Here is a 22334-nt window from a genome sequence, read left to right as displayed (position 1 = left end):
ATTACCACTCCGCTCCAATTTGCGCGCGTGCGGCTGCAAGCTTGCGGAAGAACATTACGGTGAAGAGGATCGAGAGCAGGATCGCGACATAAGCCATGGCATTGGCCAAGCCCATCTGCGCATCCGAATAGGCCGTGCGTCCGACCAGCGTCCAGATCAGCTCGGTTCGCCGTGCCGGGCCACCATCGGTCATGATCTTCACGATGTCATAGGCACGCGCTACATCGAGCGAACGAATGGTCATTGCGATAAAGGCAAATGGCATCAGATAAGGCCAGATGACATAGCGGAAGGTCTGCCATGGCGTGCAGCCATCAACGCGGGCCGCTTCAACCGGGTCCTGCGGCATGGACAGAAGACCGCCCAGAATAAGGATTGCGAACACCGAGGTCGACATCCAGACTTCTGCCAGCAAAATCGCAAACAGCGCCAGATTGCCGTCGATCAGCCATGGAATAGCCTGGCTGGTGATGCCCAGAGATTGCAGCGCATTGTTCACGAGACCGATATTGTCGTTGAACATGAACTTGAACTGGAAGCCAACGAGCACCGGCGAAAACATCATCGGGAACATCATCAGCGTGCGCAAAACACGCTGACCGTGGGTGGCCTTATTGATGAGCAGCGCTAAGCCAAGGCCGAGCAGCATTTCCAGATTGAGCGCGATGGTGAGGAAAATCACCGTGCGGATGAATGCAGCCCAGAACACCCAATCACTCATGATGCGCTGATAGTTACGCAAGCCGATGAAGTTGAACAGGCTTTCAGGACGCGTCAGCCGGAACGGCGTGAAGCTTGAATAGAGCGAAAGCGCGAGGGGAAACAGAACCACCGCTGCGAGAATGATGAAGGCCGGAAGCAAAAGCAGAACCGGCGGGGAAATTCGTTTAAACATTGTTCTTCCGAAGCGGTCATTAAGCGCAAAAGTGGCCCGCCCCGGTTAGAGCGGGCCATGAAGTCATAGTTTAAATCAAACGGCGGGCTTAAAGCTCGCCAGCATCCTCAAGGATCTGCGTTGCCTTCTTGGCTGCATCATCAAGCGCCTGCTGTGAGGTCTTGTCACCAAGGATAGCTGCCTGAAGCTCAGGATAAACAGCGTTGGAAATTTCGATCCAGGATGGGGTCTGCGGAACCGGGAAAGCGGTCTTTGCCGTTTCCTGGAACACCGAAAGCACTTCCTTCTTGTATGGATCGGAAGCAGCCTGTTCGATGACATAATCCCAGACGGCGGTGCGGGTTGGCAGCGTACCAGCAGCCGATTCCTGCTTCTGCGAATCCTCATTGGTCAGGAACCAGACGAGCGATGCGGCAGCTTCTTTATTGTTGCAGGTTTCAGTGACCGAGAAGCCATGATGACCCGACCAGCCAGTGCGCTTACCCGATGAACCTTCCGGCGCGACGGCGATACCGACATTGCCTGCGACTTTCGACGACTTTGGATCGTTGAAATAGGTCGCCCAGCCCGGCCAATCCAGATTGAGTGCAATGGTGCCGGATGCAAAGCCAGCGCCCAACTCATCCCACAGATAGTTGGTGGTGCCTGCAGGAACGGCCTTGGCCTTGTAAAGATTGACGAACCAGTCGAGCGCACGAACACCGGCTTCAGAGTTGAAAGCAGGCTTGCCGTCCTTGAGATATTCGCCGCCTTCAGCCACCAGCATTTCATAGAAGCGGCCATTGATCGCTTCTTCCTTGCCCGCAAACTGCGTGCCGTAGAAATTTGGCGGGTCAGCGAAGAATACAGCCTGATCGGAAACTTCCTTCCAGGTCTTTGGCGGCGCCAGATCGTAGCCGTATTTTTCCTTGAATGCCGCCTTCTTGGCGTCATCTTCGTAGAGGCTCTTCTGATAGTAGAGCGCCGAGACGTCGTATTGCGCCCGCGGCAGCATGATCAGCTTGTCGTTAAGCGTCGACGCCTTGATGACCGATGGCACGAAGCCTTCGATTTCTTCCTTTGGAACCAAAGCGTTCAGGTCGGCATAAAGGGTAGGATATTGTGGTGCAAAGGACGAGTGGTTGGAACCAACGCACCAATTGATCGAGCCGGATGCAATGTCCGACTTGATTTCCTTGTCCAGCTCGAAGTGGTTCTTCTTGGACAGGATATTGACCTTGGCACCAGTCGCTTTTTCCCATTCGGCAATGCGCGAATACAGCGCTTCATACTGCTGACCACCAATGAGCTTGGCGTCAATTGTAACGCCTTCAAATTTGCCCGGAAGTTCCGCAGCCCCCGCAGAAACCATACCCAGCGCAAGCAGGACTGAACCTGCCAGCACAGATGTCGTAAAATTCCTCATGCTTTCCTCCTCATGACGGGCACCTCCCGTGCCCGCACCCAATTGTAAATTGTGTATTTATATGCAAACATAATATTCACAGCCGGTCAAGGCGCTTTCGCTGCGTTCACGACTTTCATCACTTGCGATGTTCGTATATGAAGAAGGCTATTCATGAAGGGGACCAGTTTGGAAACGGATGATCGCTACCGCGCGCCTGCGCTGGACAAGGGGCTGGATATTCTCGAATTGCTGGCGAGCGTCGATGGCGGCTTAAGTCAAGCCGAGATTGCCAAATATCTCGACCGCAGCCCCAACGAGTTTTATCGGATGCTCGACCGGCTGGTGAAGCGCGGTTATGTGACCAAGCTCGAAGGCGACCGTTATTCTCTGACGCTGAAACTATTCGGTCTTGCACATCTGCATGCGCCGGTGCGCAGACTTGCATCATTCGCCACGCCCTTCATGCGCGAACTCGCAGACCGCTCAAAGCAAGCCAACCAGCTCGCGGTTTTCGACCGCGGTTCTGTTGTGGTGATCGCCCAGCAGGAAGCCCCGGACTATTGGGGTATTTCGATCCGCGTCGGTTCGCATATCAGCCTGTTTGATACAGGTTCCGGCCATGTGCTTTTGGCCTTCCGTTCACCGGAAGAGCGCAAGATGATGATCGCGGAATATGTGAAAGGCGGCGAAAGTGCACAGCTTGACGATAGCTTCTATGAGCGCCTCGACCAGATTCGCGAGCGCGGCTATGAGATGATGCCAAGTGCACAGGTGGCTGGCGTCTATAACCTGTCGGCACCGATTCTCGGGCCGGACGGCACATGCATTGCAGCGCTCACCTGTCCCTATGTCACGCTCGTCAATTCGACCGCTGCACCCGACATCACACAGACGATCAATCTGCTGCAAAAGACTGTCAAAGACCTGTCGAAGCTGGTTGGTTCCGATATCGGAACAACTGATTAAACAGCGCCAACAATTCTTATTTGAAAACTCTCTTCTTTTTTGAAAATATAACGGAGGAGGAGAGTTTTCATGATTATCGATACCCATCTGCATCTGATAGACAAAAGCGCGCTCAACTATCCATGGCTGGGGGATGTCCCGGCGCTCAACCGCGACTTTCTGTTTGAGACCTATCGGAAGCAGGCCGAACGCTGCGGCATCAAGGCAGCGCTGCACATGGAAGTGGATGTTGCCGCTGATAGCATTCAAGCCGAGACGCACCATGTTCAGGATATTTCAATCGCGAATGGTGGCTTTATAAAAGGTGCAATTGCCTCCTGCCGCCCGGAAGAGCCAGGCTTTCCCGAATATCTCGAATTGCAGCTTGGCAATCCTTTCGTCAAAGGCTTTCGCCGCGTGCTGCATGTCGTACCCGATGACGTTTCTGAGGGTGTTCTTTTCCGCGAGAATATCAAGCGGCTGGAAGGCACTGGCCTGACCTTTGATCTCTGCACACTCCCACACCAGATCGACAAAGTGACGGCACTTGCCGATCTTGCCCCGGACGTGCAATTCGTGCTCGATCATTGCGGCGTGCCGGACATCAAGTCAGGTGCGCTGGAAGTCTGGCAGAAGGGCATTAACGAGATTGCGCAGCGCGACAATGTGACGGCCAAGATTTCCGGCGTGGTTGCCTATGCCGATGCTGAAAGCTGGACCGTCGACACCGTGTGCCCCTATGTGGAGCACGTCATTCAGGCCTTCGGTTGGGAGCGGATTGTGTGGGGCAGCGACTGGCCCGTCTGCACTTTAGCAGTTCCGGGGGCGAGCAGTGTCGATGCCGGACTTTCGACTTGGGTGGCCACAACCCATGCGCTTCTTGAAGGATGCAGCGACGACGAAAAAGCGCTGCTTCTCTCCGAGAATGCAACGCGTCTCTGGAAGCTATAAAATTGATAAAGCTGGCGGATTAACCGCCAGCCAATTTGTTGAATTAAAAGCTTTCGCGGAAAAGCCGATTGAGATCGGCAACGACATCTTCCGCCTTCTCATTGTCCAGCAAGCCCTTGTTGATGCGTTCCGATGCCGCTTCCTGAAACGGCATATAGCCATCGTGACGCGGACGTACCCATGCGCCTTCCAGTGTCGCGCGCGTGTCGCGGTAGAAGTCAGACGTCGCCGCATTCACAGTGTCGTCTTCCCATGCTTCCGCATGTCCCGGCTGACCATTGGAGGCCGCATAAAGCCCCTTCTGTACGTCACCGCTTGCAATCCAGTAAGCAAAGTCGATTGCCGATTCAGGATGCTTGCTGAAGGCTGAAACAGCAATACCCGTACCGCCCAGAGCCGAGCCTGCAACACCTGCTGGACCCGCTGGAACATCGGCAAAGCGGATCAGGCGGTCGCGGAAACCCGGCATGGCATAATTCACATAGCCGTAGATCAGGGGTGAGCACGCGATTTCGGATTCCAGCTCTGCCATTTCTTCAAACACGGCAATCGGATCCATGCCGAAGCATTCCGGCTTTACCAGCGAAGCGATCTCGCGCAGTTGCTCAAAAGCTTTCGCGCCATCCTCAACAGAGATCAGTTCGCCTTCAACCGCGCAAGGCGTTCCGGCATTGGCAACGAGTGTATAAAAGCACATCAGCGAATGCGGTGAGCGCAGTGGCAGCAGAACTTTCCCGGCGCGCGCAAGGCGCAGAACTTCACCCCATGAGCTTGCAGGACTATCCATCAGATCGGGACGCCATGCCTGAACCTGTGTGGCGGCATCAAGCGGAAATGCCCATTGCCGCCCCTGCCAGTTATAGCTTGGGAAGGACTGGCCGACCGAACCTTCGGCAAGCTTTTTCAGTTCCGTTTCGCGGCCCGGCACATCAAGCGGCAGCAGACAGCCTTCCTTGGTGATCTGGCCCACATGCGGATGGTCGATCACGATCATATCGAAATTGCACGCCAGTTCCTCGACCGGAAAGGTCTCGAAATCCTGTAGCGACCGCTTTTCCCACTCGATTTCGACGCCCTTGTCCGCGAGCCACTGCTCGGCACCGGCAACCATCGGATCATAGCTGCGCGGGTGGCTCCAGGTCATGCCTTTCAGCTTGATCGTGCTCATAGACCGAATTCCTCGCGAATTTCTTTGCTGTTTTCGCCAATGCGCGGTGCAGCACGTGCCACCTTCGGACGCTGTCCATTGATGCGCAGTGGGGAACGTGTGGTGGTGATGGAAACATCATCCTCACGCGTTACCGTCTGGAGCAGATCGAGGGTTGAAAAACCTTCGCTTGCAAGTAGTTCTTCCCAGTTGAGAACGCGAGCGCACCAGATATCAGCTGGTTCCAGAATGGCGAGCCATTCATCGACCGTCTTCGTGGCAATACAATCAGCAATCAGACGCTTGATCTCATCGCGCTTGGCAAAAGCCAGTTTCGCATCCTCAATGAAAGGCGAAAGCGTATCGGTTTCAAGCAGTGGTGCGAGTTTCGCAATCGGCATCATGGCAATCGCCAGATAACCGTCCGCTGCTGGATAGACACCGTAAGGTGCTGCAAGATAGGCATGCGCGCTGCGGAAATCGGACCGCTTTGGCAGGCGGCGACCATCGTTAAGGTGGGTGGTCAGCACTTCAAACTGGAAATCAACCAGCGCTTCGAGAAGGCTGGTTTCGACATGCGAGCCTCTATTGGTGATGCCGCGGCGAACCAGCGCTGCGAGAATTCCCTGTGCGGCCGCGGCCCCCGCCAGCATATCGGCAACCGCCAGACCGAATGGCACCGGTCCCTGCCCTTCATCACCATTGAGCCACATGAGGCCTGAGCGCGCCTGCGCCAGCAGATCCTGCCCCGGACGCCCGACCCATGGCCCTTCTTCGCCATAGCCGCTGATCGATGCATAGACGAGACGCGGATTGATTTCTTTGGCTGCCTCGTAATCAAGGCCAAGACGCTTGATGACACCGGGACGGAAATTCTGAATAACCACATCGGCCTGTGTGAGAAGCTTTTTCAATGCTGCCAGATCGTCAGGATTTTTGAGGTCAATCGCAAGGCTGTCCTTGCCGCGATTGATCGCATGAAAAATCGTGGAATCACCGCCGATCTCCGTGTCACTCAGATAAAGCCTGCGCGAGAGATCGCCACCATCGGGCCGTTCAATCTTGATGACGCGTGCGCCCAGATCCATCAGACGCAACGAGCAATAAGGCCCCGACAGAAACTGGCTCATATCAACAACGACAAGCCCGCTCAGCGGCAGTTCGCTTTCCGACATCGGGAAATTCCCTCCTCATGAATTTCTTATGTAAATATAGTCTTCACATATGGATTTATGGAAGGCAAGACCGAATTTGGGCTTTGAATGCAAAAACGCCGCCCGGTTGGGCGGCGTTTTCAGTCCCGATTTGATGAATTGGATTGCGTGTTAAACTTCGTTGCTGGCCAGTTCCAGCAAGGTCCAGACGTGATCCGCGAATGAGTTCCACACTTCAATCCGGTAATGATCGGCATCCCACTTCAACAGAATGATCTGGGCGTGATCGAAGATCGTGCGGGCAGCACCGGGAAAGCTCATCTGCGAAAGATCAAGCGGGGAAGCGGCATTCAACAGCCACTCCGCTTTGGGGCCGGAAATATCGATGCCGGTTTCCCGATGGCTTACTTCCGTCAGGCTGTGCGGCTCTGTTTCATAAAGCTTGGCGAAAGCCTGTGTGATGGCTGCGCCCTTGGCTTCCTCGGCCCAGATATACCATTCATCCGGTCCGATGCAGGCAACGGCAATATCGTCCGTGCGGATCAAACCGCCGATCTTTGCCGGGATTTTTGCACCCAGCGCCTTTTCGGCCAAGGCCAGTTTTGCCGGGGCAATGCGCAGGATGAAACGGGCGGCATCATCGGCTGCATGGATTTCCAGACGACCGGGAATGGCGACCTTGCGGTTCGAATAAGGTTTTGTCTCAACAAGCATGGTTCAATCCTTATCACTACAGTTGCAAATTCGTCAGGCCGTGGCGAAAAGAGTGATTTTCGAGTACCGGAGGGGAGCGTACTTAAAGGTACGTGAGCACCGGAACGCAGACAAATTGCTCTTTGCAGCCCGGCATCACGAAGAATGCAGCTGTAGTGTTATCCGTTCAGTTTCTTTCCTTCGGGATCATAGAAGACCATGCCCGAAACGGTGGCTTCGTGCACGCTGCCATCCGGCATCGGCATATAAAGCGTTTCACCCATACGATCCTTGCCGCCTGATACCACGGCCATGGCGATGGAACGACCAAGCGCCTCGCTCCAATAGGACGAGGTGACATGGCCGAGCATGGTCATCGGCAGCGCCTGCTTTGGATCGGCAACAATCTGCGCACCTTCTTCCAGCACCAGCTTCGGATCGTTGGTGAGCAGACCCACGAGATGCTTGCGGTCCGATTTCAGCATATCCGGACGCGCCAGCGAACGCTTACCGACGAAATCCGGCTTCTGCTTGCCGACAGCCCAGCCTAGGCTTGCATCATCCGGCGTAATTGTGCCGTCAGTGTCCTGACCGACAATGATATAGCCCTTTTCAGCGCGCAGAACGTGCATGGTTTCGGTGCCGTAAGGCGTGATGTCATATTGCTGACCGGCCTCATAGAGCGCCTTCCAGAGTGACAGGCCGTAACGGGCAGGCACGTTGATTTCATAGCCCAGCTCGCCGGTGAAGCTCATGCGGAACAGACGCGCTGGCACGCCAAGGAATGTGCATTCCGCCACCGACATATGCGGGAAGGCTTCATCGGAAATATCCAGACCTTCAACCATTGGCTCAATGAGCTTGCGCGCATTCGGGCCGTTGATTGCCACCACGGCCCATTGTTCCGTGGTTGAAGTAAGCCGCACTTTCAGGTCCGGCCACTCGGTCTGGAGATAGTCTTCCATCATATTGAGAACACGCGCAGCACCGCCGGTCGTGGTCGTCACATGGAAACGATCCTGCGTCAGACGCCCGACAACACCGTCATCCCGGATGAAACCATCTTCGCCAAGCAGCAGACCATAGCGGCAGCGCCCGACACCAAGCTTCGTCCATGGATTGGTGTACATGCGGTTCATGAATTCCGCAGCATCCGGGCCAACCACTTCGATCTTGCCAAGCGTTGAGGCGTCGAACATGCCGAGTGACTGGCGGGTTGCCTTGCACTCGCGCGCCACGGCCTGATGCATGTCTTCGCCGGTTTTCGGGAAGTACCATGCGCGACGCCACAGCGAGACCGGCTCGAAAGCAGCACCATGCTGTTCAGCCCAGCTATCGATTGGCGTCTTGCGCGTGACATCGAACAGCTTGCCGCGATTGTAACCGCAGAAAGCGCCAAAGGTCGTCGGCGTGTAAGGCGGGCGGAAGGTGGTGAGACCTACCTGCGGCGTTGGGCGCTTGAGCGCATCGGCTGCAACGGCCAGACCGTTGATGTTCGAGGTCTTGCCCTGATCCGTCGCCATGCCGTTGGTGGTATAGCGCTTGACGTGCTCGATGGAATGGAAACCCTCGCGCACGGCCAGACGAATATCCTTGGCAGTCACATCGTTCTGGAAATCGATGAAAGCTTTGGCCTTGCCCGGATCGCGATCGGTTGGCAGTTCGCGACAGCTTACGCCATCACAGACAAAATCACCGGCGACCGCATATTCCGATGCCTTGGCTTTGTGTCCGGAGTCATTGGCAGCAGCAGCACCCGCTTCCGCACCCTCGCGCAATGCGGCCTGTAGGTCGAAATTGCCATTGCCTGCACCGGCACAGCGGCTTTCCTCGGTGCGTTCGCCGGGCAGATAAATCTGACGCGCTTCATCCCAGACGAGAGAGCCTTTCGTGTGCGAGAACAGATGCACGCTCGGATTCCAGCCGCCGGACATCAGCAGCACATCGCAAGCAATCGTGCGCGCAGCACCGACCGAGCCATGGGAAACCGGATTAGCCCGCACAGACGACACGCGATGGCGCCCGCCAGAATCCGTCACAGTCCAGCCGGTCAGTGTTTCAATGCCAAGCATTTTGGCGCGGTTGACGAGGCTGTCGGCAACGCTTGAACGCACATCGATGATGGCTGGAACCTTCACACCTGCAACAGCGAGATCGAAAGCCGCAAGCCATGCGCTGTCATGCGAGGTGACGACGACAGCCTGATTGCCGACCTTGACGCCATAGCGATTGAGATAGGTGCGTGCGCTCGATGCCAGCATCACGCCGGGGCGGTCATTGCCTGCAAAGACCAGCGGCTTTTCAATCGCGCCCTGCGCCAGCACCACCTGTTTTGCGCGCACGCGCCACATACGCTCACGCGGCGTATTGGAGGCAGGCTTGGCCTGATGATCGGTCAGGCGTTCGCAAAGGCCAACCATGTTTTGATGGTAATAGCCAATGGCCGTCGTGCGCGGCAAAAGCGTGACATTCGGATTAGCCTTGAGCACTTCTATGGTTTCGTTCAGCCAGTCCCAGCTTGCGCGGCCATTGATGACCGGCTCCGGTTCCGACAGAAGCGAGCCGCCAAATTCTGCCTGCTCGTCAACGAGGATAACCTTCGCGCCGCTCTTGGCGGCTTCAAGAGCCGCAGCCAGACCCGCAGGTCCACCACCGGCAACCAGCACATCGCAGAAAGCATAGCGGCTGGCATAGGTATCCGGGTCCGGTTCGGACGGCGATTTGCCAAGACCGGCGGCACCACGGATGAAAGGCTCATAGACCTTGTTCCAGAAGCTTTTCGGCCACATGAAGGTCTTGTAGTAAAAGCCTGCCGAGAAGAACATGTAGAATGCATCATTGATCGCGCCGACATCGTGCTTGAGCGACGGCCAGTGGTTCTGGGTTTCAGCCTTGAGGCCGTCATAGAGTTCCAGCACCGTTGCGCGGGTGTTCGGCTCAAACCGACCTGGCCCACGCGAGACGCCCATCAGTGCATTCGGCTCTTCGGAACCGGCAGAAAGAATGCCGCGCGGGCGGTGATATTTAAACGAACGACCGGCCAGATGCTCGCCATTGGCAAGCATGGCGGATGCCAGCGTATCACCTTCAAAGCCGGAATAGGTCTTGCCGTTGAGGGTGAACCGAACGGACTTGGCCTTATTGACACGGCCTTTGTTATGAATGCGCATATCGGTCATTATTTCGTCTCCGCAGCCGGAGTTTCTGCCAAAGCAGGACGGGGTTCGCCGGCCTTGTAGGTGGTGACAAACTTGTCGCTCACCGTATCGCGCACCGCATTGAAAAAGCGGCCGCAGCCATTGATATGCCGCCAGCGTTCATAATGGGTGCCGCGCGGATTGGAGCGCGTGAACAGGAAATCGCGCCATTCATCATCGGTCAATGTCGATGGGTCGGCTGGGCGCGCAATATGCGCTTCGCCCGCATAGGCGAATTCCAGCTCTGGGCGTTCCATCTCGCAATAAGGGCAACGGATAAGAAGCATTAGTGTTTCCCCTATTTCCTTAGTGAGCCACGGCGGCGGCAGCCGCTTCATCGATCAGGCGACCGGTGGTGAAGCGTTCCAGCGTGAATGGCGCGTTGATCCAGTGTGGTTCGTCGCGCGCGATGGTGTGAGCGAAGACATGCGCGGAACCCGGTGTTGCCTTGAAGCCGCCCGTGCCCCAGCCGCAATTGACAAAGAGGCCCTGAACCGGGGTCTTGCCAATGATCGGCGAACGATCCGGCGTGACGTCAACGATACCGCCCCATTTGCGCAGCATCCGCATACGGGTGAAGATCGGGAAGACTTCGCAGATGGCCGCAAGCGTATGCTCGATCAGTGGTAGGCCGCCGCGCTGGCTGTAAGACACATATTGGTCAGTGCCGGAACCGATCACCAGCTCGCCCTTGTCGGACTGGCTGATATAGGCATGAACCGTGTTGGACATGACCACGCATGGGAAGATCGGCTTGACCGGCTCGGACACGAGCGCCTGTAGCGGATAGCTTTCAAGCGGCATCCGCACGCCTGCCGTATCCATGACAATCGATGTGCTGCCAGCTGCCGAAACGGCCACTTTCTTCGCCTTGATGAAACCGCGTGGCGTATCAACGCCGGTCACGCGACCCGACGCATCGCGACGAATGGCTGTAACCGGACAATTCTGGATGATATCGACGCCGCGCTCTGTCGCGCCGCGTGCATAACCCCAGGCAACCGCATCGTGACGGGCCACGCCGCCGCGCCGCTGCAAGGTGGCACCGACGACCGGATAGCGCGCATTGGTTGAAATATCGAGCGGCGGGCAATATTCCTTCGCCTGCTCCTTGGTCAGCCATTCATTGTCGATGCCGTTGAGACGATTGGCATGGATGTGACGCTTGAAGCTCTGCACATCATGCACCGTATGGGCCAGCATCATCACGCCGCGCTGCGAGAACATGACGTTGTAGTTGAGGTCCTGGCTCAAGCCTTCCCACAGCTTCATCGCATGTTCGTAGAGATGCGCGCTCTCATCATAGAGATAGTTGGAGCGGATGATGGTGGTGTTGCGCCCGGTATTGCCGCCGCCAAGCCAGCCTTTTTCGATGACCGCAACATTGGTGATGCCATGTTCCTTGGCCAGATAATAGGCGGCACCCAAACCATGCCCGCCCGCGCCGACGATGATCACGTCATATTCGGCCTTGGGTTCGGCATTCGGCCATTGCGGCTTCCAGTTCTTGTTGCCGGAAAGCGCATTTTTAATAATAGAAGCAGCAGAAAAGCGGGACATAGACAAACCACCAGTCTTACGGTTCATGCACCCATGCGGCACACGAAAAATCTCTGACGATATTTGTATTGACTCACGAGCAAGATCGACAGCAGGCTTGCGTCAAAAGACGTCACAAATACGACATTAGCACCATTTCGCGACATGCTCGCTTATTCCCGTCAGAAGTTGCAATTGTTCCCATAGCCAGACAGTAGTGGAGTGAATTTGAACGCACCGCATCAACTTTGACTGGATTTCCCGATGACCGACACATTGCCGCTTAAGCCGCTCGATCTACCTGAAAGCGAATTTGCAAATCTCGTGCCGAATGCCAGACTGCGGCAGCAGTTCCAGTTCATTCTTGAAGTCGAAAAGCTGAAGCAGGTGATGCGGCGGACACCGCTTCTGGATGGGTCGCGCCGCGAGAACGATGCCGAGCACACCTGGGAACTGGTGCTCATGGCGATGGTTCTGCAGGAACATGCGAATGAAAAAGTTGATCTGCTGCGCGTGCTCAAGATGCTGATCATCCACGACATCGTGGAAATCGATGCAGGCGACACCTTTATCTATGACGACGCGGGAGCGCTCGACCAGGAAGAGCGTGAAATACAGGCAGCCACCCGGATATTCGGCATTCTGCCCGACGATCAGGCGCTGGAATTCCGCGCCCTTTGGGATGAGTTCGAGGCACGCAAAACGGCAGAAGCGCAGTTCGCTCGCGCGATGGATCGGCTGCAACCACTCCTGCACAATTTCTTCACAAGTGGCGGCACCTGGCATACGCCCGGCGTAACTGCGCCTGTGGTGCTTGACCGGAAGTCACCGATTTCCCACGCATCTGATACGCTTTGGGAAGCTGCACAGCGGATTATCGCGGAAGGTGTTGAGCGTGGATTTTTGAAGCAGGGCTGAATGCTGCATTTGTATCCGCCTCATTATATTAGCAACAAGTAATTTTAGAAAAAGTCCAAAACATATCTTTGAGATAGGACAATAATATTGTCCTTTTCTCTTTCCTTTTATTGCGTGAACAGATACCCAGACTTGCGCAAAATCGCATTTAAAAAAACTTAAACGCAAGAAAGGTGATTTCGTGACTAGGGAAAATCTACTCGAAAGCGCGCTCGTTCGTCTGGATGAAGCCGCAAGCCACATCAATATTGATCCGGATGTTATCGAAAAGCTGAAATACGCTCGTGAAACCATGAAGGTGCGGTTGATGATCCGCATGGACGACGGTTCGCGGAAATCCTTTCTTGCATGGCGCTGCCGTTATGACGACACCCGCGGACCAACCAAGGGCGGCATTCGCTATCATCCCGAATCAACCGCTGAAGAAGTTGAAACGCTCGCTTTCTGGATGACTTTCAAATGCGCGGTCATGAACCTGCCTTATGGCGGCGGCAAGGGTGCAATCCAGGTCGATCCCCGCAAGCTTTCAAAGGCGGAACTTGAGCGCCTTTCGCGTGCCTATATTCAGGCTTTCTCCGGTATCATCGGCCCGGACCGTGATATTCCGGCACCAGACGTCTATACCAATTCCATGATCATGGGCTGGATGGCAGACGAATACTCACAGATCGTCGGCCAATCCTCACCTGCCGTGATTACCGGCAAGCCATTGGCGCTGGGCGGCTCGCTGGGTCGTAACGATGCCACTGCACGCGGCGGCTTCTATCTGGTTCGCCATTTGGCTCACGACCTCGGCCTCGCTGCACAGCTCCGCGTCACGGTTCAGGGTTTCGGCAATGCCGGTCAGTTCTTTGCGAAACTTATGGCCAGCGACGGCCACAAGATTGTAGCCGTATCGGATTCGTCGGGCGCTGTTTATTGCGCGAATGGTCTTGATCTCGATCTGCTGCTGGCTGCAAAAGAACAGGGCAAGTCGGTTGTTTCCACCGCCGGCAACAAGGGCCATGAGGCGATCAGCGCTGATGAACTGCTTGCTGTTGATTGCGATGTTCTGGCACCAAGCGCCATGGAAAACATGATCCATGTCGACAATGCTGCATCCATCCAGAGCAAACTGATTGTTGAGCTGGCAAACGGTCCTGTGACGCCAGAAGCCGACAAAATCCTGGAGGAAAAGGGCGTTATCGTTCTGCCGGATATTCTGGCCAATGCCGGTGGCGTGACGGTTTCCTATTTCGAATGGGTGCAGAACCGTCAGGGCTATTACTGGACGCTTGAAGAAATCCATGAGCGCCTGAAGGTCATCATGGAACGCGAAGGCCGCGCCATCTGGAACCATGCCAAGCAGCACAACGTAACTGTTCGCTCGGCCGCCTATGTTCATGCACTGGAACGTCTCGCACAGGCCATCGAGGCGCACGGCACGCAGAACTACTTCTCTGCCTGATTGCGCATTTTGAAACTGTCCCTCCTGTCAGACATCTGGCAGGAGAGGCCTCTTTCGTACGCAACTTTTGTCAAGCGGCAATAATCCGGCCTTTTAGAATAACAATCGTATAATACATGCCTGCAAGGCTCTTTGAATAAAGCCTTGCCATCCCTATATCTTGTGAAATCAGGAAACCGCGAGGAACGGGATGAATATCGGGCAAGCCGCCAAAGCATCGGGCATATCGGCGAAAATGATCCGCCATTATGAAACCATCGGGCTTATCGAGGCTGCCGACAGAACCAGCTCGGGCTATCGCGTCTATACGCAGAATGATGTCGAAACGCTGCGTTTCATCCGCTCAAGCCGCGATCTCGGATTTCAGGTCGAACAGATCAAGGAACTGCTGGCACTTTGGCGCGATCGCAACCGCGCATCTGCCGATGTAAAGAAGGTCGCACTTCAGCATGTCGAAGACCTCGAAGCCAAGATGAGGCAGCTGCAGAATATGGCCGATACACTGCGCCATCTCGCTCATAATTGCCAGGGCAATAACCGTCCCGACTGTCCGATTATTCAAGAACTTGCCACCCATAGCGTACAAAAGCCTGGGCGTCCTGCGCCTCGGAAGGGCGAGTTGCTGCACGGAAAAGTTTGAAACGCTCTTTGGACAAGAGACATTTCAAAAAAGCAAAACGCCGGGAAATTCCCGGCGTTTTTGTTTGATGTGTTCTGTCGGTTTATTTTTACGCGCATCTTATCCCGAAAACCGACTCACACTTTTCGGGATGCGCTTTATTTCGGCAGCGTATAGGCAATCACGTAGTCACCCGGCTTGGTACCAACCGAACCGTGACCGCCCGCAACCATCAGCACGAATTGCTGATCGTCAACCGTATAGGTCATTGGTGTGGACTGACCGCCCGCAGGCAGGCGCGCCTCCCACAGAACCTCACCATTGGTGAGATTATAGGCGCGGAGATAATCATCGACTGCAGCGCCCAAGAAGGCAATGCCACCAGCTGTGATCATCGGCCCACCAATACCCGGCACACCCACCTTGAATGGCAGCGGAACCGGTGCCATGTCGCGGATGGTGCCGTTGCGGTGTTTGTAAACCGTCTTGCCGGTTCGCAGATCAACACCCGCAACATAGCCCCATGGTGGCGACTGACACGGAATGCCGAGCGGACTTAAGAACGGTCCCATGAAGACGCCATAAGGCGCGCCGTCATTGCGGTTCAGGCCCTGCTCGCTGCCCTTCTCGCCCTGACCTTTCGGTGGAATGTCTGCACGTGGCACAAGGCGCGATGTAAAGGCGAGATAGGTCGGCATACCGAACATCACCTGACGCACCGGATCGACTGCCACACTGCCCCAGTTGAAGACGCCGAAATTGCCCGGATAAACAATCGTGCCTTTAAGCGAAGGTGGCGTATAGCGCCCTTCGTAGAAATGCTTATGGAACGAAATGCGGCAGGCAAGCTGATCGAACAATGTGACGCCCCACATGTCGCTTTCTTTAAGCGGCGGCGGGCTGAATGTCAGATCAGAGATCGGTTGCGTGGGCGATGTATGATCTTCCGGAATTGCGCCTGTGGGCGCCGCAATCTCGCTGATCGGAATGATCGGCTCACCAGTGCGGCGGTCGAGCACATAGAGATCGCCCTGCTTGGTCGGGCCAACCAGTGCAGGAACACCGTTGATGTCAAGCAGGACGGGTTGTGCCGGAACATCCATATCCCACAAATCGTGATGGACGGTCTGGCGAACCCATTTCACCTGCCCTGTATTCACGTCAAGCGCCACGATGGATGACGAGTATTTTTCGACATTCTCGCTGCGGCCCATACCGAGCTGATCAGGCACCTGATTGCCAAGCGGGATATAGACAAGGCCGAGCTTGTCATCGACGCTGAATACCGACCAGCTGTTAGGCGAATTGGTCGTGTAGTGCTCACCTTCCGGCAGCGGTGTCGTTACATCCGGATTGCCTGAATCCCAGTTCCAAAGCAGCGCACCTGTGCGGATATCGAACGCGCGGATAACGCCCGACTGTTCTTCAGTCGAATAGTTGTCATTGACCGCACCGCCGACAATAATCTTGTCGCCGACGACTGCTGGTGGCGAGGTCGAGTAATAATAGCCAGCCGGGTTATATTTCATCCCATGGCTGAGATCGAGCGTGCCACCACTGGCAAAGTCGGTACAGATTTCGCCGGTAGCAGTATCAAGCGCGATCAGACGGGCATCCGAAGTCGGCAGATAGACACGCTCAGAGCATTTAGCGCCAGCACTCGCGGTTGAATCCTTCCAGTAGCTTACACCACGGCAGGTCTGATGCTGACGGTCTGTATTGAAACCAACCTTCGGGTCGAACTTCCACTTTTCCTTGCCCGTTGCCGCATCAAGCGCAATCGCCCAATTGTGCGGCGTGCAGAGGAAAAGCGAGTCACCTATCTTGAGCGGTGTCACCTGATAGGTGGTTTCGCCCACATCTTCAGGCTGTTTCACATCGCCGGTCTGGTATTGCCAGGCGACCTGCAGTTTGGAGACATTTTCAGGCGTTATCTGTGCAAGCGGCGAATAGCGCTGCCCGTAAGGCGTGCGCCCATATTGATGCCATTCGCCATCGGGTACATTGCCACCAAGATCAGGCGTTGCGGCTACCTTTTCCGTCGGCAGATCACCCTTGATGCTGGTCGGGTCCTGCGTCATCGAGTAACCCGCGACAACGAGAGCTGCGAGTGTCGCAATGGTCAATGGTAATCCACCACCATTGAGCGGCTTCCTGATCCATGGAGTGAGGAGCCAGAGGCCTAGCAACACAATGATGCCGCCCGTGGAACCCAGTCGCCACCAATCGAATCCTACTTCATAAACAGCCCAGCCAAGCGCTCCGAAAATGACCAACGCATAGATCCAGAGCGCCATAGAGCTTCGTTTGAGAAGGAAGAAACCTGTCAGCAGGAAGCCGACAGCGATGATGATGAAGGCCCAACTACCGCCCAGCGTGACGAGATAAATCCCTGCTGCGCCGAGCACAAGGCCAATCAGTAACAACACAATAGCCGTAAGAGAAACAAGCAAGACATTACCCCCTTCAAGTAGTGACTGCAGTCCCGCCGTGCATGACTGTTAATCTATTGAAAGCTGCACGGATTAAACCGAATTCGAGGCATTTCTGATTTGGGTAGGCCTGATTTGGGTAAGAGTGTCGCAGCAAATCCTTTGCCACGCAACACTAGCTGCCTGTTCATCCACATAGGCTGTAAAATGAAAAATCCAGAGGCGTGTATCTAAAAATTCACATTAATGAATCGGCAGCCTTCACGACTGCCGATGTAACTATTCCAATATTTCTTTTATCAGCTCGCCATCGGACTCTTAAAGCCCTTCAGTCGCAGAGCATTGCTCAAGACGAAGATGCTTGAAAGCGCCATGGCTCCCGCAGCCAAAACCGGAGACAGCAACGTGCCGGTGAACGGATAGAGGATACCAGCTGCAACCGGGATCAGCGCCACGTTATAGGCAAAGGCCCAGAACAGGTTTTCGCTGATATTGCGGATCGTTGCCTTCGAGATCGCAATCGCATTCACCACGCCACGCAGATCACCGGACATCAGCACAACGTCTGCACTTTCAATCGCAATATCCGTGCCCGTACCAATGGCAATGCCGACATCGGCCGCAGCAAGGGCTGGCGCATCGTTGATGCCATCACCAACAAAGGCAATACGCTTGCCACCTGCCGAGAGGCGCTTCAAGGCTTCGACCTTGCCGTCAGGCAATACTTCGGCCACCACTTCATCAATGCCCAGACGCTTGGCAATGGCCTGCGCCGTGCGACGGTTGTCGCCCGTAATCATTGCCACTTTTAAACCCTGTTCATGCATCGCTGCAATGGCTGCGGGTGTGGTTTCCTTCATTGGATCGGCAACGGTGATGATCGCGGCAAGCTTGCCATCAATTGCTGCATAAAGCGGTGTCTGGCCTTCATCGCCAAGGCGACTTGCATCATCGGCAAAAACAGCCACGTCAAAGCCAAGCTTTACCATATAACGATCAGCACCGATCGCAACTTCATGACCGGCAACACTGGCTTTCAGGCCAAAGCCCGGGACAGATTCAAAGGCTGAGACATCCGCAAGCTTAAGGCCCTTTTCCTTTGCTGCAGCCACAATCGCATCGGCAATCGGATGCTCAGAACGCGCTTCCACCGCGGCAACCAGGGCCAGGGCTTCATCCTTGTCAACGCCATCAACAACAGCAAAATGTGCAAGTGCAGGTTTGCCCTGTGTCAGTGTGCCGGTCTTATCGACCGCGATCACCGAGGCATCACGCAGTGTTTGCAGTGCATCGCCTCGACGGAACAGCACACCAAATTCGGCTGCACGGCCCGTTCCGACCATGATTGAGGTCGGTGTTGCAAGGCCCATGGCGCATGGGCACGCAATGATGACAACGGCGATGGCATTGACCAGCGCATAGCCCATCATGCCCGTGCCGCCGATTACCAGCCAGACCACGAAGGTCAGCGCCGCAGCCGCCAGAACCGCTGGCACGAACCAGCCGGTGACTTTATCAACTTTCGCCTGAATAGGCAGCTTGTCGGCTTGGGCATCCTCGACCATGCGCACGATCTGCGAGATCACCATATCGCGGCCAACCTTGGTCGCGCGGAACGTGAAGGCGCCAGTCTTGTTGATCGTACCACCGACAACTTCGGCTCCTTCTTCCTTGGCAACGGGCACCGGCTCGCCCGTGATCATCGATTCATCCACATAGGACGAACCCTCAATCACCTCGCCGTCCACTGGCACTTTTTCGCCCGGACGCACCTGCACGATATCGCCGACCAATACATGATCGAGCGGCACATCGACTGTCTCACCATCGCGCACGACGCGCGCAGATTTTGCCTGCAAACCGACCAGGCGGCTGATTGCAGCGGAAGTACGACCCTTGGCACGCGCCTCCAGATAACGACCGATCAGGATCAGCGTGACGATGACAGCGGCTGCCTCGAAGTAAACATTCACCGTGCCTTCAGGAAGAATTTCGGGCCAGAAAGTTGCAACGACCGAAAAACCCCATGCGGCTGTCGTTCCGACCACCACCAGAGAATTCATGTCCGGTGTGCCGCGCAGCAATGCCGGAATGCCTTTCTTGAAAAAGCGCATACCGGGACCGAACAGCACCATGGTGGTAAGTACAAACTGGAAATACCAGCTGTTCTGCATTCCGATCGTGTCCATGACGAACATGTGCACCGCCGGAATGATATGTGACCCCATTTCAAGAATGAATACCGGCAACGTCAGAACTGCGGCAAGGATCACGCTCTTCTTGAGTTCTGCAGCTTCTGCATCGCGCTTGTCGGATTGCGTTTCCTGCTTCGCATCGCTGCGCGCTTCATCAAGCGAGCGAGCCTCATAGCCTGCAGTCTCGACAGCCTTGATAAGATCACTGAGGGGCACCGGACCTGCAAGCTCTACATGCGCACGCTCGGTCGCCAGATTGACACTGGCCCGCGCAACACCCGGAACGGCGTTCAACGCCTTTTCAACCTTGCTGACGCAGGACGCGCAGGTCATGCCTTCAATGGCAAGATCGGCACTCCCAGATGGCACGTCGTAGCCAGCCTTGCGGATGGCATCGATGACCGCAGGCATATCAGGAGCGGCTTTAAAAGTTACATCAGCGCGTTCCGTCGCAAGATTGACCAGAACCTTGTCAACGCCCGGCACTTTCGCGACGGCTTTCTCAATGGAAGACACACAGGACGCGCAGCTCATGCCCTCAACGGGAATGGCAAAGCTTGTGTTTTCGGGTTTGACTGGCTTGTTCATGGCAATCCCTTTCAGCCCCTATTTGAGGGGCGATATGACGAGTTGCACAATAAGTAACCCTTCCCACCGTTGGAAGGTCAAGCCTTAATCTGAAATGAATTTCAGACTGCCATTTCGTTCTGCGGCTGCAGCGCAACGAGGATTGAACCGCAGCGGGTCTGAATGAAGTCCGGCACGTCGGCTGCAGGCATCGGCCGTCCCATGAGGAAGCCCTGCACTTCACCGAAATTCTGTCTACGCAGACATTCAAGCTGTTGCGTCGTCTCAACCCCTTCGGCGGTCGTGACAATCTTGAAGCCCGCTCCAAGCGTCGCAACAGCCTGAATGATTGCCAGATCGCGGCTATCAATTTCGATACCGGAAACGAAGCTCCGGTCGACCTTGATCTTGTCGAAAGGAAACGAGCGCAGATAGCTCAGCGATGAATAACCGGTGCCAAAATCATCCATGGCAATGCGTACGCCCAATTGGCGTAACTCGAACAGCAGCTCAGTATTGTGCTTGCTGTTTTGCAGAAAGACCGATTCCGTAATTTCCAGTTCAAGACGGTCGGGAGAAAGCCGCGCTGCATGCAATGCGTCCTTCACGGAATCAAGCAACATGCACTGATTGAACTGAACCGGAGAAAGATTGACGGAAACCTTGATGTCGTCAGGCCACGAAGCCGCCTCCCGACACGCCTCGCCAAGCACCCAGTCGCCGATGGGGCCGATGAGTCCCGCCTCTTCGGCAATCGGAATAAACTCGACCGGAGAAATCATGCCCAATAGGGGATGATACCAACGCAGCAAGGCTTCAAAACCGGATATGTGTCCAGTTTCAAGATTGAAGATCGGCTGATAATGCAACTCGAACTGCCGCGCTGCCAAAGCCAGTCGCAGGTCGGTCGTCATAGCATGACGTTTTTCAACGGCAAGGCGCAGAGAATGCTGATAAAAGCAGAAAGTCCGTCTACCATCTGCCTTGGCGGCATAAAGTGCAAGATCGGCATTTCGCATCAGCACATCGGGATCGTCACCGTGCATCGGTGCCTGTGCAATGCCGATACTGCATGTCACAAATTCCGAGATATCGCCCAGATCGAACGGATCTTGAAATGCGGAAAGGAGACAGTCGGCAAACATGGCCATCTGTTCAACCGTATCGCAATGATAAATGATGGCGAATTCATCGCCACCAAGTCGCGCGATAAACTGATCACTGATGATATTTTTGAGCCGAACAGCAACCTGTTGGAGAAGCAGATCGCCAATCTGGTGACCTCTGCTGTCATTGATGGTCTTGAAATGATCGATGTCGAGATAAAACAGCGCGAATGCGGGAGCGCGCTCTCTCTTTTTCAACACCCCGGCAATATGCTGTGAGAAATAGGCACGGTTAGGTAAATCCGTCAGACTGTCATGCATGGCAACATGAGCCATGCGTTCCTCAATCTGCCGCTGCTTTGTCGTATCCTCTACCAAACCAATAAGATAGCGCGGCTGATCGCCCTCTATCGGAGGGATCGAGCGCTTTATAATGCGCATCCGGCGCGGCTTGCCATCGGCGCAACGGATATCACGTTCAACCGTCAAAACATTGCCGCGGCGCATGGCCTGACGATCCTGCTGGGCTAGAAGCTTTGCTTCCTCAACCGGAAAGATTTCTGCATCTATCGAACCAACAACCCGATCAATTTTATGCCCACTGATGCTGGACGCCGCCTGATTGTAGAGGAGATAGCGCCCCTCATCCTTCATGTCCTTGACGAACACGCCAAGCGGCAGGTTATTGACGAGACTGTCGAGCAGCGATTGCACATGATTTGCCTGCCGGTTAGCTTCTTCCAGCTCGGTAATATCCTGCACAATTGCAAGGATGGCCTGTTTGCCATCAAAGATTACCTGACGCCCGTAAGTCAGAACATCGATGGTCTTGCCGTTGGCTTTCAGATGCTGCCAACGCTCCGGGCGCTCCAGATCACTCCTGTCACGCACTGCAGCAAACATTCTGTCACGTTCGGTCTGCGGGCGAATGTCCAGCACCGTCATGCCGGGTATTTCATCAATGGAATAGCCATAGAGCCCTTGGGCTGCTTCATTCATGACAATGAAATGCAGCGTTTCAGGATCATAAACCCACATCGGCGTCGGATGGGTTGTAAAAAGAACGCGGAAATCTTCTTCGGAGGTGCGCACCATGGCACCATCCGAGCGAGCCTGATCGGCTTCCCGCTTCCTCATCATTG

General features: G+C 55.2%; 16 protein-coding genes. 5 read left to right on the top strand and 11 right to left on the bottom strand.

The window, feature by feature from the left end; translation table 11 throughout:
* Position 1 precedes the first annotated feature (1 nt).
* Both CEV33_RS15905 and CEV33_RS15900 read right to left on the bottom strand, forming a co-directional pair.
* Positions 2–895 carry a carbohydrate ABC transporter permease gene (locus tag CEV33_RS15905; RefSeq protein WP_024898098.1) on the bottom strand — a complete coding sequence of 298 codons (894 nt, stop codon included), beginning with the start codon at positions 893–895 and terminating at the stop codon, positions 2–4.
* 88 nt (positions 896–983) lie between these two features.
* Entirely contained in the window at positions 984–2300 is a 1317-nt protein-coding gene (locus CEV33_RS15900) for an ABC transporter substrate-binding protein (protein WP_094541376.1), read from the bottom strand.
* Positions 2301–2453: 153 nt separating this feature from the next.
* On the opposite strand from CEV33_RS15900, the gene CEV33_RS15895 reads away from it, so the two are divergent.
* Entirely contained in the window at positions 2454–3248 is a 795-nt protein-coding gene (locus CEV33_RS15895) for an IclR family transcriptional regulator (RefSeq protein WP_094541375.1), read from the top strand.
* 69 nt (positions 3249–3317) lie between these two features.
* Complete coding sequence (locus CEV33_RS15890) at positions 3318–4178, top strand: amidohydrolase family protein (protein ID WP_094541374.1); 861 nt, start codon at positions 3318–3320, stop codon at positions 4176–4178.
* Between the two features lie 43 nt (positions 4179–4221).
* On the opposite strand, the gene CEV33_RS15885 is transcribed toward CEV33_RS15890, so the two are convergent.
* From CEV33_RS15885 to CEV33_RS15860, 6 genes are all read right to left on the bottom strand, one after another.
* Positions 4222–5346: an extracellular solute-binding protein gene (locus CEV33_RS15885; RefSeq protein WP_094541373.1), complete on the bottom strand. Its 1125-nt coding sequence runs from the start codon at positions 5344–5346 to the stop codon at positions 4222–4224.
* A complete protein-coding gene (locus tag CEV33_RS15880) occupies positions 5343–6500 on the bottom strand; it encodes a CaiB/BaiF CoA transferase family protein (RefSeq protein ID WP_094541372.1) in 1158 nt (385 codons plus the stop codon). The genes CEV33_RS15885 and CEV33_RS15880 overlap by 4 nt, the downstream gene beginning before the upstream one ends.
* A 150-nt stretch (positions 6501–6650) precedes the next feature.
* Positions 6651–7193, bottom strand: coding sequence for a sarcosine oxidase subunit gamma (locus CEV33_RS15875; protein WP_094541371.1), 543 nt, complete (start codon positions 7191–7193; stop codon positions 6651–6653).
* Positions 7194–7351: 158 nt separating this feature from the next.
* Positions 7352–10351, bottom strand: a complete 3000-nt coding sequence (locus CEV33_RS15870) for a sarcosine oxidase subunit alpha (RefSeq protein WP_094541370.1) — start codon at positions 10349–10351, stop codon at positions 7352–7354.
* Positions 10351–10656: a sarcosine oxidase subunit delta gene (locus CEV33_RS15865; protein WP_010658073.1), complete on the bottom strand. Its 306-nt coding sequence runs from the start codon at positions 10654–10656 to the stop codon at positions 10351–10353. Before CEV33_RS15865 ends, CEV33_RS15870 begins: the two co-directional genes overlap by 1 nt.
* 19 nt (positions 10657–10675) lie before the next feature.
* Entirely contained in the window at positions 10676–11929 is a 1254-nt protein-coding gene (locus CEV33_RS15860; RefSeq protein WP_094541369.1) for a sarcosine oxidase subunit beta family protein, read from the bottom strand.
* A 243-nt stretch (positions 11930–12172) separates the two neighbouring features.
* Between CEV33_RS15860 and CEV33_RS15855 the strand changes: the two genes are divergently transcribed.
* The 3 genes from CEV33_RS15855 to cueR all read left to right on the top strand — a co-directional run bounded on the left by CEV33_RS15855 (position 12173) and on the right by cueR (position 14913).
* A complete protein-coding gene (locus CEV33_RS15855; RefSeq protein ID WP_208620208.1) occupies positions 12173–12826 on the top strand; it encodes an HD domain-containing protein in 654 nt (217 codons plus the stop codon).
* A 181-nt stretch (positions 12827–13007) separates the two neighbouring features.
* A complete protein-coding gene (locus CEV33_RS15850) occupies positions 13008–14273 on the top strand; it encodes a Glu/Leu/Phe/Val family dehydrogenase (RefSeq protein WP_094541368.1) in 1266 nt (421 codons plus the stop codon).
* 190 nt (positions 14274–14463) lie between these two features.
* Positions 14464–14913: a Cu(I)-responsive transcriptional regulator gene (gene cueR, locus CEV33_RS15845; RefSeq protein ID WP_094541367.1), complete on the top strand. Its 450-nt coding sequence runs from the start codon at positions 14464–14466 to the stop codon at positions 14911–14913.
* Between the two features lie 137 nt (positions 14914–15050).
* Here cueR and CEV33_RS15840 read toward each other — a convergent pair whose 3' ends face one another.
* The 3 genes from CEV33_RS15840 to CEV33_RS15830 all read right to left on the bottom strand — a co-directional run bounded on the left by CEV33_RS15840 (position 15051) and on the right by CEV33_RS15830 (position 22329).
* Positions 15051–17345, bottom strand: coding sequence for a glucose/quinate/shikimate family membrane-bound PQQ-dependent dehydrogenase (locus tag CEV33_RS15840; protein ID WP_094541366.1), 2295 nt, complete (start codon positions 17343–17345; stop codon positions 15051–15053).
* 278 nt (positions 17346–17623) lie between these two features.
* Positions 17624–20107, bottom strand: a complete 2484-nt coding sequence (locus CEV33_RS15835; RefSeq protein WP_094541365.1) for a heavy metal translocating P-type ATPase — start codon at positions 20105–20107, stop codon at positions 17624–17626.
* Between the two features lie 101 nt (positions 20108–20208).
* Positions 20209–22329, bottom strand: a complete 2121-nt coding sequence (locus tag CEV33_RS15830; RefSeq protein ID WP_094541750.1) for a putative bifunctional diguanylate cyclase/phosphodiesterase — start codon at positions 22327–22329, stop codon at positions 20209–20211.
* Positions 22330–22334 lie beyond the last annotated feature (5 nt).

Origin of the sequence: Brucella grignonensis (genome assembly GCF_002252505.1) — a bacterium.
Taxonomy (GTDB): Bacteria; Pseudomonadota; Alphaproteobacteria; order Rhizobiales; family Rhizobiaceae; genus Brucella; species Brucella grignonensis.
The sequence above is the reverse complement of the archived record's forward strand: the minus strand, read 5'-3'. Positions and strand labels throughout refer to the sequence as shown.